The organism is Sulfobacillus harzensis (assembly GCF_012933365.1).
Lineage (GTDB): Bacteria > Bacillota > Sulfobacillia > Sulfobacillales > Sulfobacillaceae > Sulfobacillus_B > Sulfobacillus_B harzensis.
In genome coordinates, this window is record NZ_JABBVZ010000082.1 from 1 (window position 1) to 15265 (window position 15265).

Annotated in this window: 13 protein-coding genes; 5 read left to right on the forward strand and 8 right to left on the reverse strand. The window is 58.5% G+C overall.

Annotated elements, in window-relative coordinates; translation table 11 throughout:
• A partial coding sequence (locus HIJ39_RS17195; RefSeq protein WP_207711757.1) for a protoglobin domain-containing protein occupies positions 1-1078 on the forward strand: 1078 nt, incomplete at its 5' end.
• Here the strand turns inward: HIJ39_RS17195 and HIJ39_RS17200 are convergent.
• The 4 genes from HIJ39_RS17200 to HIJ39_RS17215 form a co-directional block, all read right to left on the reverse strand.
• The gene (locus HIJ39_RS17200) at positions 1075-3171 is read right to left on the reverse strand and encodes a CocE/NonD family hydrolase (protein ID WP_169101876.1); all 2097 of its coding nucleotides are present in this window, start codon (positions 3169-3171) and stop codon (positions 1075-1077) included. The two genes, HIJ39_RS17195 and HIJ39_RS17200, sit on opposite strands and share 4 nt — an antisense overlap.
• Positions 3171-4124: an ornithine cyclodeaminase family protein gene (locus HIJ39_RS17205; RefSeq protein WP_169101877.1), complete on the reverse strand. Its 954-nt coding sequence runs from the start codon at positions 4122-4124 to the stop codon at positions 3171-3173. Before HIJ39_RS17205 ends, HIJ39_RS17200 begins: the two co-directional genes overlap by 1 nt.
• Before the next feature lie 114 nt (positions 4125-4238).
• Positions 4239-4913: a uracil-DNA glycosylase gene (locus HIJ39_RS17210; RefSeq protein ID WP_169101879.1), complete on the reverse strand. Its 675-nt coding sequence runs from the start codon at positions 4911-4913 to the stop codon at positions 4239-4241.
• A gap of 62 nt (positions 4914-4975) precedes the next feature.
• A complete protein-coding gene (locus HIJ39_RS17215; RefSeq protein ID WP_169101881.1) occupies positions 4976-5641 on the reverse strand; it encodes a Bax inhibitor-1 family protein in 666 nt (221 codons plus the stop codon).
• 137 nt (positions 5642-5778) lie between these two features.
• Here HIJ39_RS17215 and HIJ39_RS17220 point away from each other — a divergent pair, with 137 nt between their 5' ends.
• The 3 genes from HIJ39_RS17220 to HIJ39_RS17230 are packed head-to-tail and all read left to right on the forward strand — an operon-like array spanning position 5779 to position 8483.
• Entirely contained in the window at positions 5779-6165 is a 387-nt protein-coding gene (locus HIJ39_RS17220; RefSeq protein ID WP_338055228.1) for a hypothetical protein, read from the forward strand.
• Between the two features lie 22 nt (positions 6166-6187).
• Positions 6188-7336 carry a trans-sulfuration enzyme family protein gene (locus HIJ39_RS17225; protein WP_338055229.1) on the forward strand — a complete coding sequence of 383 codons (1149 nt, stop codon included), beginning with the start codon at positions 6188-6190 and terminating at the stop codon, positions 7334-7336.
• 1 nt (position 7337) lies between these two features.
• Entirely contained in the window at positions 7338-8483 is a 1146-nt protein-coding gene (locus HIJ39_RS17230) for a trans-sulfuration enzyme family protein (RefSeq protein WP_169101885.1), read from the forward strand.
• Here the strand turns inward: HIJ39_RS17230 and HIJ39_RS17235 are convergent.
• From HIJ39_RS17235 to HIJ39_RS17245, 3 genes are all read right to left on the reverse strand, one after another.
• A complete protein-coding gene (locus tag HIJ39_RS17235; protein ID WP_169101887.1) occupies positions 8480-10006 on the reverse strand; it encodes an AMP-binding protein in 1527 nt (508 codons plus the stop codon). The two genes, HIJ39_RS17230 and HIJ39_RS17235, sit on opposite strands and share 4 nt — an antisense overlap.
• A gap of 34 nt (positions 10007-10040) precedes the next feature.
• Entirely contained in the window at positions 10041-11357 is a 1317-nt protein-coding gene (locus tag HIJ39_RS17240; RefSeq protein ID WP_207711759.1) for a lipopolysaccharide biosynthesis protein, read from the reverse strand.
• A 77-nt stretch (positions 11358-11434) separates the two neighbouring features.
• On the reverse strand, positions 11435-12460 hold the full coding sequence (locus HIJ39_RS17245) for a zinc-binding dehydrogenase (RefSeq protein WP_169101889.1): 1026 nt from the start codon (positions 12458-12460) through the stop codon (positions 11435-11437).
• Positions 12461-12627: 167 nt separating this feature from the next.
• Between HIJ39_RS17245 and HIJ39_RS17250 the strand changes: the two genes are divergently transcribed.
• A complete protein-coding gene (locus HIJ39_RS17250; protein WP_169101891.1) occupies positions 12628-14064 on the forward strand; it encodes a sugar porter family MFS transporter in 1437 nt (478 codons plus the stop codon).
• 34 nt (positions 14065-14098) lie between these two features.
• On the opposite strand, the gene HIJ39_RS17255 is transcribed toward HIJ39_RS17250, so the two are convergent.
• Entirely contained in the window at positions 14099-15202 is a 1104-nt protein-coding gene (locus HIJ39_RS17255; RefSeq protein ID WP_169101893.1) for an ABC transporter substrate-binding protein, read from the reverse strand.
• Between the last annotated feature and the right edge of the window lie 63 nt (positions 15203-15265).

Here is a 15265-nt window from a genome sequence, read left to right on the forward strand (position 1 = left end):
GGCAGTCCGCGCGACCGGTCTTACACCGGCTAGCACATCACGGTTTCCTGGCTGCACGGCTAAGCTTTACTCTGGCCGCCATTGCAGGCGGCCCGTGTTCCTTGAGCTTTCAAGGCGCAACCCCCAAGACAGCTTTCCCGTGCGCGTCGAGGTACCCGCCCCGGGGCTTCGCCGCGGCCGTGCCCAGGCTTTGCCGTTGGCTCTCAGTGAAGCCTTTGGCTTGAGCGATGAACATCTGGCTTTAATCGAATCGCAGCAAATGTTGCTTCAGCCGGTGTTGGACGATGCCGTGGCTGACTTGGCGCAATGGATCCATCACGCCCAAATTTCTCCCCAGCTTGAGGGGGTGACCTCCTCATCCCACTTTATGGGTCTGCTCACGGCCCATTTTCGCGCCTTGACCCGCGGCTATCTGGGCGCCGAAGATCGGGATCGCGCCCATCGCATTGTAGAGGCCCACCGGCGCCATAACGTCGACATTGCCTGGTTCGCGCTCGGCTATCGGCATCTGCAGCAAAAAATTAATGCGGCCTTGCGCGCGGTGGGAGAGGACGAATTGGCGTCCGCGGTCACGGAACTCTGCAGCTGGGATATGGGCATGGTGCTCAATGGGTATCAAGAGGTGCTAGAGCGTGATCACGACAGCCCGCTGCTGAATGCCCGCGCCTTTTGGGATCGTGTGCTGCAGGATGCCCGCTACCGGCTTTTGCAAAATCACCGCGCCCTCTTCATCCTGGTGCAATTGCACGGCGGAGAAGCATTCCGTCAAGACCACGGACGTTCGATGCTGCGCGAGCGCCTCAACGCCGCTGCTTATAGCCTCTCGCGTTACGCCACCAGCCATCTGGTTATCGGCCGCCTGAGCCTAGACGAATTTGGTCTTTGGACCGACGATTTGACTGCGGCGCAGTTCAACCGCCTCACCCGCCACCTAGTGAGTGAAATCGGACGGGCGGCCGCCCCACTACAGGTGGTCTTAGCTTATGCCATGCTTGGCCCGGATGGTACGACGCCCGATGCCCTGTATCATCATGCTGACTCCCGCTTGACGGAAAAACTGCGCCGACGCCAAGCCTAATCCTCCAGGAGCGGGAGCAGGATATGGCTGGGATACTCCGGGGTGTGCCAAATCGTTTGCTGCGCCATCACCGGCGGCGGGTCGTCATACGGATTTTCCCCGCTGTTGGTGTTGGGAAACGCCACCCCTTTAGACGATGAGGTCAGACTCACCCGCACCCGATGCCCGGGTTTAAAAACGTGGCCGATGTTAGGCAAAAAGATGTCATAACGCTCTACGGCTCCTGGCGTCAAAGGCTTTGGCGCATCCAAACCATGTCGATACCGGGCTCGGACAATGTAGCTGGAGAGACGAATCGAGTTGCCCCTGTCATCCACGTCCGAAAGGGTTGCCGCCCAGTCGGTGTCAACAGCGCTGGACGCCGCATAGATCACTGCCTTTAACTCACCAGCCACTTTCAGCGGCCTCGTTAACGCAGGACTGGTGTACACCAGAATATCGTGGCGCAGTTCCTGCAGGCGTCGATTCTCCGGCTCCCGCTCCTCACCCTCCTCCACCGGGTCGTGAGGATCATAAATGAACCCATCATAGGGTGCCGACGCTCCCCCCTCAGGCGGATTTCCCTGCAATAGGCCGTCTCCCAGGCGGGAATTGGCCCGCCCATTTGACGCCAAATACACGGGGGTCAGGTGGGACTCTTGCGGCGGCCACTCGCTGGACTCCCGCCAGACATTGTCGCCCATCAGATAATAGCGGGCCCGCGGTTCCTTCTCGACCCCATTGTCAATCTGCTTGAGAAAACGATCGAACCACCTGAGCACTCGAATGTCATAGTCATAGACCACGGCGTCATTGCCAAAATGTTGGTCGCGCAAGTCACGCGCGCGGTTGGGATTATGCTCCCACGGCCCCAGCCAAATATGGCGGTGAGGCACATCATGCATGCTCAGCATGCGCCAAGTCTCCGAGACGCCCGGAGAATCCCCATCGAACCACCCGGAAATGACCAGCATCGGTGCCGTCACCCGATGTCCGTGAAGCGACAAGGTGCAGTTCCGCCAGAAGTCGTCATACTCGGGATGCTCCGCCCATAGATCCCACGGACCGGAGCGGTGGCCGATTACGCGCTCAGGAATTGAGCGAATGGGCCGTATGTCCACGACTTCGGCCGGATTCACGCTCTCGCCAGCAAAGATGGAAAAGTCGGTGCGCGTTCCCACCGACTGCGCCAAAGTCCACGACAGCAACGGCCAGGAACAGACGGTGCCACCCCGCCGCACCGTATCCACAAACGGCGAACCCACGTTAACCTCGTCAACCACCGCGTGAATGTGCGAATTGCCACTGGTGGCAGCCGCCACCGCCGTATACCCAAGGTATGACGCGCCCCAGAGCCCCACCCGCCCGTTTGACCACGATTGGGCGCCAATCCAATCGATGGTGTCGCTTCCATCATCTCGCTCATAATAGAAGGGAACCAGATCGCCTTCGGAGTCGGCGCGCCCGCGCACGTCCTGGTTGACGACTGCATAGCCGCGATTGACCCAGCGCATGAAGGCGCGTTGATTGCGATGGCGGTCGTAACAGGTGCGGATGAGAATGGTGGGGAGCTTGTCCTTGGGCGAGATCCCCTCAGGCAGGTAGACGTCGGTGGCCAGACGAACCCCATCGCGCATGGCCACCAAAAAGGTCCCCAGATTGTTGACGCCATATTGATCTTTCGACAAGGAGGCGTCCTCATAGAGGGTTAGGGGCGTCACATACTCCATTCCCGGACGGACCAAGACCTCCATCCCGTAGCGGGCCGGCAGCACAAACGCCACCACGTCCCCCTGAACGGTAACAACATCCACGGCCGTGGCGCCGCGCCGCGCCCAAATTTGGCCGTCGCCCCAGCGGCGATACGGTTCAAAACGGTCGCCATTATCGAGATGCACCCCATCGCCAAACCAGTGAGCTTCAAGATAGAGGGCTAAGTTCTGAGCGATCTCGGAAACGGGTAGCACGCCCCCCAATTGGCTCGGCTCAAAATGCACGTCCTGCATGGGAGTGCGGCGCCGCAAATCGATGGGGGCATAGAACACCTCCGAGCCTGAAAAGGTAATGCGTCCTTGGCAAATGCCGGCTGCGTAATATAAGAATATCTGGCTCATCAGGTCATCCCCTCTGTCATGTGGCGATAGACGGCGTAGGCGGAGGCGATATCCTCCACGGCCACCCCGAGCGACTCAAAAATGGTGATCTCATCGGGACTTTGGCGCCCCGGAGCTCGCCCCACCAACACCTCCCCCAGCTCACCTACAATGTGCCCGTCGGCGATGTCACCCGCCTGCCGAGCCAAGAGGTAATCACCCGCCTCCTGTTGGGCCGCCGCGAAGCTGTCCACATAAAAACGGGCCCGAGCAACCAAGGGGCCGTCCAACTCCCGATCGCTGGCTCGGCATGCTCCCACGGCATTAATGTGCGTCCCGGAACGCACCCATTCATTCTTGAGGATGGGGCTGCGCGCAGCTGTCACGGTGCAGATGACGTCGGCATCTTGCACGGCCTCTTCGGCACTCTTGGCCGCTTTCAACGTCAGGGAGCAGCAAGGGGTCATGCGCTCGATAAAGGCAGCAACCCGTTCCGGATGGGGCGCCCACACGCGTGCCTCCGCAAATGGCCGCACCGTAGCCAGCGCTAGCACATGGCTCTCCGCCTGCTGGCCGGCGCCCAAAATGGCCAAATGGCGGGCATCCGGGCGTGCCAGCCACTGAGTCGCCAAGGCGCTGGCCGCTGCAGTGCGAATCACAGTGAGCGCCTCGCCATCCACGACGGCCAGCGGTACCCCGTCGTGGCCGCCAAACAGCGCCACCAGACCTTGATGCGAAGGAAGGCCTCGATCGCGATTTTCGGGAACAATGGTGATAAGCTTCGCCCCGGCCACCCCGATGCTGCCCAAGTAGGCGGGCATCAGTCCAAATATGTTCGGTCCCATGGGCAACGCCGAACGTACCGGCATCACCGTCGAGTTCTCCGCCAAATCTCGGAGTCCCGTCTCGACCGCCGCCCGCGCTCTCTCCCAGGTCAAATGCCGATACACGTCGTGGGCTGTGATGATCTTCATCCTCATCCGCTCCCCTCTAGACGGTGTTCGCCTTGGACACGGCCAACACCTGCCCGCCCAGGGACTGTAACCGAATCTTGTGAGCGCTGACATTGAACTTGGGCATTTCCGGTGTCACCGAGCTAAGATGTCCTGGGCGGTCTGGAATACCATCTTCAACATATCTTGGGTAAGCTTGCCGGTCTGGGTATTTTGCCGGCTGGGGTGATACGAAGCGATGAGCGTATGGCCTCCAACATCACAGCGACTTCCGTGAGCAAAGGTCCAGGAAGACGCATCGAGTCCCTGTTTTTTCAGCATGCGCTTTATGGCATCTTGTGCAACCTTTCCTAAGGCAATGATTACTGGCGGACGAAGGATAGCGAATTCCTGTTCCAAATAGGGGGCGCATGCGCGGGTCTCGTCGGGCCTGGGACGATTATCTGGGGGCGCACAGTGGACCGCGGCCGTCAAATACAGGTTATCAAGGCGCAGTCCGTCGTCCGCATCGGTTGAGGATGGCTGATTCGCGAAGCCAGTTTCCCATAAAGCCTCGATGAGCCAATCACCCGAGCTATCTCCGGTGAACATCCGCCCGGTGCGATTAGCGCCGTGGGCGGCCGGAGCCAGCCCTACCACCATGACTTGGGCCTGAGGGTCGCCAAACCCGGGCACAGGCCGGCCCCAATATTGCTGGTCGCGATATCGGCGCACCTTGTCGCGGGCCACCTGCTCACGCCAAAGGACTAGCCGAGTACAAGCGCGGCAGGTGGCAATCTTTGCGTTGAGTTCTGTCAGCGCATTGGTCATGCTCATACCTCCGAAGAACAAGGAACCCGGCGCGCACTGCGCCGGGTCCGAAACAGCTGAGACTAGCGCCGTCCCAGCCGCAACAAGAAGAGAAACAGGTTCACAATATCAATCAAAATGGAGACAGCCAGCACCACCGGCGTTCCCTCGGCAGGCAGTGCCCGACCTCGCCATCGCATCAACGAGAAGTCGACAATGAGATAGCCAATGAAAATCAATGTTCCGATCAAATTGAAGGCACGCGACATGGCCAGCCCGGTCATCCCGGGGATAATCCAGCTCAACAGACTGACGGCCAGCAACATCAGCAATCCCACGAACAAGAGCGGGGCCAGGCGCGAGAAGTCCCATGGCAACCACGACACCAAGGCGGCAGCAAACAGCACGGCTATGAGCAGAGCTCCCAAGGTAGACCACAACAGGGCGCCGTTGGTTAAAGCGACGCTCCAGACCACCGGTCCCACCAGAAGCCCCATACCGACCGCCACCACCGCGCCCCAAAAGAAAGCCCTGCCGGCCCGAGCGACGTTGCGGCCCACCAAAATCGTGCCCAGAAAAGCAGCCACAATCCCAATCCATGTCCCCGCCGCACCGACCAAGGGGGAGACAAACATGGCTCCGCACAAAATCAGCAGGAGGAGCGCCAGATACCCCAACGTTCGGCCCATCAAGGCTCCGGATACGCCGTCCGCGACCCGATAGGCGGCATAGGGAGAACGGTTGTACATACGGCCCCACCTCACCCCTTTTCATTTTCAAGAAAGGTATAGCACCAAAGTCAAATAAAGTCAAATGCAAGGCGACTTGCGGGAACAGGTGTGGATGACGGAAAATGAACAAAGAGTGTGTGGAAGGAGGAGGTCCAGTGGCCGGTCCGCTGTCCTTTGACGTACTAGCCGCTAGTCTCCGGCAGGACAGCCGTGACTTAGCTGTCTTTGCGGAAGTATTGGCCAAGAAATTGGAACAAGCGGTGCCGAACTTCGTCCGCATCGAGCGGCAGGGCGGCTTGTTTCAAAAAAATCCTACCGTTCGCCGCATTGTGGTGACCTTCGATCCCTGGCAGTATGTATTGGAGCATCAAAAAGGCAGAGTCAATGCAATGCGCGTCAAGATGGTTCGCGGCGTGGCCATCAAGACGGACCCGATGGACCTCAATCCCTGGATTGATGCGGTGTCCGAAGAACTCGTCCGCGTCGCGAGTCAGGAATCGGAGGCTCGGGAATCCTTAGAACGCTTTTTACTTGATTCCTAACGACAGAGAAAGAGGGATTCATGTGGAACGCCTCCATCCGGAGAGCACCGTGGTGCACATTGGGGTGGGACAAGACTCCCAATATGGCGCCGTCAGCACCCCCATTTTTCAAACCGTCACGTACCAGCACCCCGGCGAGGAGCTGGGCCGTTATGATTATTCGCGCACCGAAAACCCCACCCGTACACCGTTAGCCGAGGGCTTGGCTACGTTAGAGGGCGGGGCCGGCGCTTCGCTTTTTTCTTCGGGCATGGCGGCCATCACCGCCTTGTTTCATCTGCTCAAAAGCGGCGATCACGTCATCTTAACCAACGATTTGTATGGTGGCACCTATCGGGTGCTGGTAGACGTGTTTGACCATTTCGGGCTCACCTATACCTTTGTCGATACGCGCGATGTGCGGGCCGTGGAAAACGCCATTCGCCCCGAAAGCCGCTTGTTGTTCGTGGAAACGCCATCCAATCCGTTGCTCATGATAAGTGATTTGGCGGCGCTTCGTCGCCTCACGGACGAGCATGACATGTGGTTCGCCGTGGACAACACCTTTATGACCGCCCTTCGGCAGCGGCCGATGGATTTTGGGGCAGATTTTGTGGTCTATAGCGTCACCAAGTACTTGTCTGGGCACAACGATGTATTGGCAGGGGCTCTCGTGAGCCGCGATGCGGAGCTAGCTCAGCGGGTGGCGGAATTAGCCAACGCGACCGGTGGCGTGCTGGCTCCGTTCGATGCCTGGCTAGTGATGCGAGGAATAAAGACGCTGGCCGTGCGGCTCGATCGTCAGGAACAGAATGCACGCCGGCTGGCTTCATTTTTGGTCGAGCATCCTGCTGTCGCGCAGGTCTACTATCCCGCCCTGGACGGACATCCGGGGGCACAAAGGCACCGCCAGCAAAGCTCCGGCCCCGGTGCCATGATTTCCTTTCAACTTAAAAACCCGGCCCGCTACACGCATCTCATGAACGACCTGAACCTCGTGTTGCCGGCGGTGTCCCTGGGTGGCACGGAGTCGCTCATCACCCATCCCTATAGTGAAACTCACCGGGAGTTCCCGGAGCCGATGCGGCGTGCACTCGGGATCGTGCCCGGACTGATGCGATTTTCGGCCGGATTGGAGAATATTGACGATCTCGTCGCCGATTTTGACCAGGCCCTGAAAGGAACGATTTAAGATGGACGATAGTCGCTTCATTCATACCGGGAAAGAGGTGGACAAGGCCAGCCAGTCCGTGGTGCCTCCCGTCTATCGCGCCACCACCTATCATCAAGCGGATCCGTGGAACCCTCCCCGGTTCGACTATGCGCGCTCCGGCAACCCCACCCGCGAGGCCTTGGAAGAGGCCATGGCAGGATTGGAGCACGGGGCTCGCGGCTTTGCCTTTGCTTCCGGCATGGCTGCCTTGACCGCCGCCTTTCTCCTGTTTTCCGCCGGAGACCACCTGATTGTCACCCGCGACTGCCAAGGCGGAACCCAACGGGTGCTCCGCGGCATTTTTAGCCGATTTGGGCTGGAGGTAAGCTATTGCGACACGGATGATTTGGACGCCCTCAAGGCGACTCTTCGCCCCAATACCAAGGCCATCTTAGTCGAAAATTTCTCCAATCCGTTCCTTCGCGTGACCGATATCGGGTTAGTGTCGGAGTGGGCCCATCAACACCAGCTGCTGGTGATGGTGGACAACACCTTCATTACCCCTTATTTGCAGCAGCCCCTAGATTTAGGGGCAGATTTGGTCATTCACTCAGCCACCAAGATGATTTCGGGCCATTCCGACGTCACCGCTGGCGTCGCCGTGGCCCGCCAAGCCGATTTAGGACAGCGCCTGTATTTCATTCAAAATGCGACGGGCATTGCCCTGCCTCCGGAAGATTCGTATTGGGCTTTTCGCGGACTCAAAACCTTGCCGGTGCGCATGGAGAGGGCCGAGAGCAGCGCCCAGAAGCTGGCTGAGGCATTGGATGCTCTCCCGGAAGTGACCCGCGTCTATTATCCCGGCCTTCCCGCCCACCCCGGCCATGAGACGGCGGTTCGCACCGTGCGTGGCTTTGGCCAGATGCTCACCTTCCGGTTGGAGAATCCCGCCTGGGTGCGGGCAATGATCCCCCACCTCAAGTTTACGATGGTAGGCGCAGGGTTCGGGGGTACGGAAACCATTGTGTCGCTCCCCGAGAAGCACTGCCATGCCGCCTTGACCCCCGACGAACGGACCGACCGATTCATCACCCCCGATGTGGTGCGTGTCTCGGTCGGCCTGGAAGATGCCAAAGATATTGTCGAGGAATTTGTTACCGCCATTCAGGCTGCGGCGCGCGACTAGCTTTCTTGCGGATGGTTTTTCATCCACTGCTCCCGGGCTAGCCGCCGAACCACCTTGGCGGCCGGCCCCATGGGCAGCTCATCCACCACCTCGATGGCATAGGGACGCTTATAGTCGGCCAGCGCCTTACGGCACATCTCGGCCAACTCCCCAACCTCCACCTCTTGACCTTGGCGCGGCACCACCATGGCCGCCACCCGCTCTCCACGACGCGGGTCGGGGATGCCCACCACCGCTGCCAAGGCGACCGCGGGATGGCTTAACAGCACATTTTCCACCTCGGTCGGATAGACGTTCTCACCGGCAACAATTATCATGTCCTTCTTGCGATCAACCAGGAACAAGATGCCCTCCGGGGTGAGATATCCCATGTCGCCCACCGTAAGAAATCCATCATCGGTGAAGGCCTCCCGCGTCGCGTCCGGATTTCGCCAGTATTCACTCATCAGAGACGGGCCGCGAACATAGACCTCTCCCACCGTCCCTGGGGGCACCCGCTGGCGGTCGTCATCCAGGATGCGCACCTCCTGGCCAATGGCGGGGTATCCCACCGATCCGAGAATGCCGCCAATTTCATGCCGGATCATCGTAGCCGCGCCATACTCGGTGGATCCATAGAGATCGTATAGTTCCACGTTGGGGAAGCCGCGGATGAGCCGATCGCGGAGGGTAGAATCCAATGGAGCCGAAGACGTCATCATCACGCGAAGTGAATGGGGGTCAATTTTTCCCTGCTCTACGGCGTCCGCGAGAAAGGTTAAAAGACTTGGGACAAACATGCTATAGGTGACCTTATGGCGATTCATTTCCTCAATCACATGGCCCGGGTGAAAGGCGCGATGGGGATAAATGACACAGGTCGCGCCGACCGCCATGGAGAGGGTGACAAACCACATGGAGTTAACATGAAACATCGGCAAAATAGCAAATCCCACATCGTGCGGGGTAATGCCCAATTCCGATACCAGCGACAGGGCAATAATGACATTACTGAAGTGCGAGCGTACGGCGCCCTTAGGCTTTCCCGTAGTCCCGGAGGTGTACACAATCACCCAGGGATCATGCTCTGCCACCTCAACGGATGGCGGCTCTGGCGATTCGTTCTGGCAGAGTCTGTCCCAATCGCGCGCCGAGTCCTCATAGCCGCCGGTGTAGAAAACCGGCAACGCCCCGGCTGCCTGATTAAGCATCGGGGCGAGCTCCCGATCCGCCAACATCATGGAAACCTGGGCATCCTGAATCGCATAGATAATCTCTCCCGGTTGCCAGCGGAGATTCAACGGCACGCCCACCATGCCCGCTTTGGCCAGACCAAAATAGGCTTCCGCCATGGAAAGCCCATTAGGCAAGAGCAGCGCCACCCGGTCCCCCGGCTTTAATCCCTGAGCCAAGAAGGCGCGTGCCATGCGATTGGCTCGTTGGTCGAGCTCGCGGTATGACAAGCGCTGGTCGCCGAAAATGAGAGCCGGCTTGTCCTGATGCCGACGCGCGGATCCCTCCAAGGCTTGACCGACTGTAAGCACAATGTCCGCTCCTCTTTATAGAATATTGGCGCTTCTATGTTCTCACACGACCGCGAAACGGACGCCCGCCCCGGGTCCAAAGCTCCACGCCGACCATGACGAGAGCCGAGACCACCAGCACCGTCACCATGGTGTTGGTGGTGGCCCGCACAAATGCCCCGACACTATGCGACCGAAGCAGGGAATAAATCCAGTAAATAAGTCCGAAACCGGCAATGGCCACCGCTTCCCAACGTTTTAGCGCCACGGAGTACAGCATGGCAATATTAATCAGTCCCAACGCTATCATACCCCATCCGTAGTAGGGGAGCCATGGCACCACCGGGAGAAAGTGTCGGCCCAAGACCAACATCACCACCGAGCGCCCAGAAAAAACAAACAGCAATTCGGCGGCCACGCTAATGGCTCCATAGACCCCTGCGGTGGTTGCCAGAAACCGGCCTCTCTTTTCGGGATCGGCGATAATGGAGGTCAGCATCACGGTGCCGAAGCTGCCGGAGACAAATTGCACCGTATGACCAATGGTCGCAAGTCCGTTAAAGCGGCCGGCCGCCAGCGCGGGGAGCGAATGCTTAGCCAGAAGCCCGTCGGAAATGGCCAAAAAAACATCGATGACGCCGACCACGGCCGTTCCGGATATCACATCCGCTTTCGACGGCTCGCCCACCATCGGCGCACGACCGGCAATACGGCGGCTGGCGAAATAGGCAACGAAGGCCGCAATCCCCTCCAACAATCCGACGGAGAACAGCGGGTGAAAATGAATGAAGGCCGCCACTCCAGCCGCAATAACGCGAAAGGCGGTGATGAGGACGGTAAGAATCCCCACCCAGGTATACCAACGCACTCGTTGCAGAATACCCATGTTGGCGGCCAAGGCCAACGAAGGCACCACTTCTAGGGAAAACACGCTCAACAGCACCGGGCTTACATGAAGCATGCGGGCGAGCGGCGCGGAGAGACCGATTAAGCCAAGCCAAATGGCCAGTGCTCCACCCCATAGCCACACCGTTTCACGCCGAGCCTGGGCCCCTTGTCGCCGACCAAGGCGAGTGTACAGGAGGGTAATAACTGGACCTGGCAATACCAAAAAGGCGGTGACGTTGAGAAAAGTGGTGAGATCCCCATAATGTCCGGGGCCTAATACGTGCGCCAACACAACGTGGTATAAGTAATTAAAAAGTCCGGAGATGAGCGATGCCGAGCCAAAAATGACGTTATCTCGCCAAAACTCCCGCGTCTTCGCAAGAATCCCTCCCCTGCTGCTCCTTTCAGTGTTGCCGCTCGGGGAAGAAAAAATAAGAGAGTCCAGAGAGACTCTGGACTCCAACCCAATTAATGGTTCATGCAATTTAGTGACAAATCCTAATTCGACAAAGGAGTGCTGATTTCCTACGAGCAACGGAGGAATTTTTAGTCGCATGTTGACTAGGGCACGAGCAATATTTTTCCGTATTGGGCCCGCTCCGCCATCCGGCTCTGGGCCTGAGCCGCGTCTTTCAAGGGGTATTCGCGGTCAATGACAGCCTTTAGCCGTTCCCGCGACACTGCCTCCAGCACATCGCGCAAATTCTCGCGAGTTCCCCCGTAGGCCCCAATCAGGGACAATTCCTTGGCGAATAGGCTCCAAAGGTCAATGGCCGCCCGCGGTCCGGTGAGGGTGCCGCAGGTCACGGTCCGACCACCACGGGCTAGGCACTTCATACTGGTTTGAATGGTGTCCTGACCAAGATGCTCAAACACCACATCGACGCCGCGCTTGTGCGTGATGGCGCGCACCCGCTCGGCTACGTCCTCGCGCTGATAGTTGATGCCCCAGCGGGCCCCGTACGCGTCTTGGGCGCGCCGCACCTTGTCATCGCTGCCGGCGCAAGCGATCACTTCAGCTCCTTGCAGTTGGGCAATCTGGACCGCGGCGCTCCCAACCCCCGATCCCGCGGCCCACACCAGCACCAAATCCCCGGGCCGCACCCGGGCCCGGTCCACCAGCATGTGCCAGGCGGTGATGGTGGACAAAGTTACGGCCGCCGCTTGACTATCCGTCACATTATCGGGAATCGGCACGAGATTAGTTTCGGGAACCACCACAAATTCGGCATAGCCCCCTTGGGAGTGGAGTCCTAAAATGTCGCTCCGAAGACACGTCGTCTCGTCCCCGCGAAGGCACGACTCGCATCGGCCGCAGAAGAGATAGGGCGCCACCGCCACCCGTTGGCCAAGGGGGCGGTCCACTCCAGGCCCTAACGCGTCAATGATACCCGCAACTTCTGAACCGGAGATATGAGGCAGCGAAAGCTGTCCCACTTGACCGGCGCGGGCCATTAAGTCAAGACGGTTGACCCCCACCCGCGACACCTTGATGCGCACTTCTCCGGGCCCGGGTTCAGGCGTCGCCGCCTCCCGATATTGGAGCACCGACTCATCGCCGTAGGTGTCAAACAAAACCGCTTTCATGAGATAATCCCGCCCTTCCCGGAAATATTCTCCACCCATTATAGCAATTCGCCGGTTCGGAACGACCGAAGGCCCGCGAGGGGTTGACAAGAAAAGCTCAGGGGAATACGCACTGTATGGAAGGGGGGTTAACAACATATCCTGACAGCATTGGACAGGAGGACATCATGGAAAAAGAACACTACCGCTGGAATATCGCAGACACGCTGGATCGCAACCATGTCACCAGCCTTTATTGGTCGTTGGCTTTAATGGCCACCATTGGCGGATTTCTGTTCGGCTATGACACCTCCAACATTGGATCCGCCCTCACCTTCATTCCGTATAAGCTCAGTGGATTGGCCCTGGGATATTTGGTCGCGGGCGCCTCATTAGGCGCCGCTCTTGGCGCCCTATTGGCCGGCCCGATTACTGACCGGTTTGGCCGGAAAGCCCTGTTGCTGGTGGATGCCGCCATTTATGCGGTGGGCGCCTTGCTTTCGGCCTTGACCGTCGATGCCGGCATGCTGCTCGTGGCCCGAACACTGGTAGGATTAGCGGTGGGAGCCGACTCTGCCGTGGCCACGGCCTATATCGCCGAGTATGCGCCCAAAGATCGGCGCGGCAAGCTCGCCATCATCCAACAATGGATGGTCACGATCGGTATTCTCGCCGCTTACGTGGTGGCCATCATTGTCTTTCGCGCCTTGCCAGGCCACGCTGCATCCCTCGACTGGCGCCTCATCTTAGGTTTAGGCGCCGTACCGGCACTGGTGGGGCTGGGACTCCGGGTGAAAATGCCAGAGTCGCCGCGCTGGCTTTTTGAAAAAGGGCTTGACGAACGCCTGATCGAAACACTGGCGCTCTTGGGAATCCATGTGGACCGTCAAACCATTCGCGAGGCCCGCCAAAAGGAATCGCAGGACGAAGAGAAAACCCCGCGCCCGGTGATCTCCGGAGGCGTCCGCCGCGCATTCGTTGTTGTGGCGGTGTTCATGATTTTCCAGCAAATCACCGGCATCAACGTGCCCTTTTATTACGGCCCCAAAATATTGGAACCATATTTTGCCCGACCCCACATGAGCTTGGTGGGAATCGCGGTGAGCGGAATTGAGGCAACGTTGGTGCTGGCCGTGGTCAATGTGTTGGCCACCTATATCGGGTTTCGCAATATCGACAGTTTTGGCCGAAAGTCGCTGGCCCGCTTAGGTTATGGAGGCATGGCGCTGTTCATGATTCTCAGCGCGGGCGCCTTCGCCTTTCTGTCCGGTCCCGCCCGGGCCTGGACGGTTCTGGTGACGCTGGCCGGCTTTATCGTCTTTTTCGCCTTCGGAGTGGGCGGAACAGGCTGGATTATTCAAGGCGAGTACTTCCCAACCGCCGTACGCGGACGGATGGCAGCCTTGGCGGCCGTCGTCGATTGGATCGCCAACTTCGCCATTACCGAGCTCTTCCCGGTGATGCATAGCCACTGGGGGCTCCCGGCCGACATGTTGGTGTTCGCCGGATTGGCGGTGCTGGCGGTCATTTTTGTGAGCGTATGGATGCCGGAAACCAAGGGGTTATCGGTCGAGGCCATCGCCACCCTGTTTGAACAGCAAAGTCACTCGTCGAGAACGGAATAACATCAGGGCGGCCTCCCGGCCGCCCTTTTTATTACTATTTTGATGTCCACCAATATTGGAACTGGGGATAGCCGGTCACATTGTTGATGGTCTCGGCGTTGACCCCATGCACGTTTTTCGCGACCGCGTTGATTTGGCCGGTATTGTTCAGCCATAAGACCGGCAATTCCTTAGCCGTAAAGTACTCATAGGCAAAGAAGTTCTTGAAGTTCGCAGCCGAAGAGGACGCTGGCTCGGTGGTGGTTTTGATGAGCGCATTCTCCTGGTTGTTGCTGAAGTCCATCAAGTTGTTTCCGCCACCAGTTTCGAAGTCTTGCTCGCCCGAGGGGTAGCTTCCACCGTAAATAATCCCCAATCCAGATACCGCATCCCATTTGTCGGCGTTGGCGGGAGACCCGATGATGCCAAGCATGGTCGAGAAAGACATCGGCTTTAGGGTGACGTTGATACCAATATTGTTGAAGTCCTGGGCGATGATTTCCATCTGCTGCTGGATGGAGGCCGTGCCACTGGAGTAAATGATGGTAAACTTCAGCTGCTGGCCGGCTTTGTTGGTCATGACCCCATTCTTCTCCGACCACCCGTGTGCTTCCAACAGTTTCTTGGCGGCCTTGGGATTATAGGCATAGATGGGCTTTTTCAACGTCGGGTCCAGGTACTCGGTCTTGGGAATCGTCGGGACAGGCCCGTATTGCGGGGGGCCGTAGCCTTGATAGACGGACTTGTCCACCGCCGGCTGATCGATAGCCTCTTCCATAGCCTGACGGACATAAAGCTTTTGGAAAATCGGCCCGAGGCCCCCTTCAGCGTTGGGACTGAAATTCAGCGCCATAAAGTTCATGTCAAACGGGTAGCCCACAAAGGTGCGGTCGCCTGTCAACTCACCAATCGACTTATACTCTGACAGGTCCACATATCCGACTTGCACCGTTCCGGTTCTAAGCGCCGCAAACTCCGCCTCATTGGACGCCTCATAGCTCATGATGACCGTATCATAGGCTTTGGGGCCGCCGTACTGGGAGTTCGGCGTCAACGTCCACGATTGATTGGGCACCGCTTTCGTCAACTTGTATGGCCCATCGACCACCGTGTCGAACGTCGGCTTGGTCGCATTTTTACCCAAATGAGGGTTTTTCATAACCCGAAGTCCTTGATTTGCAATGCTTGTGGGGTCTGAGAAAATTTCTTTCCCCCTGAATTA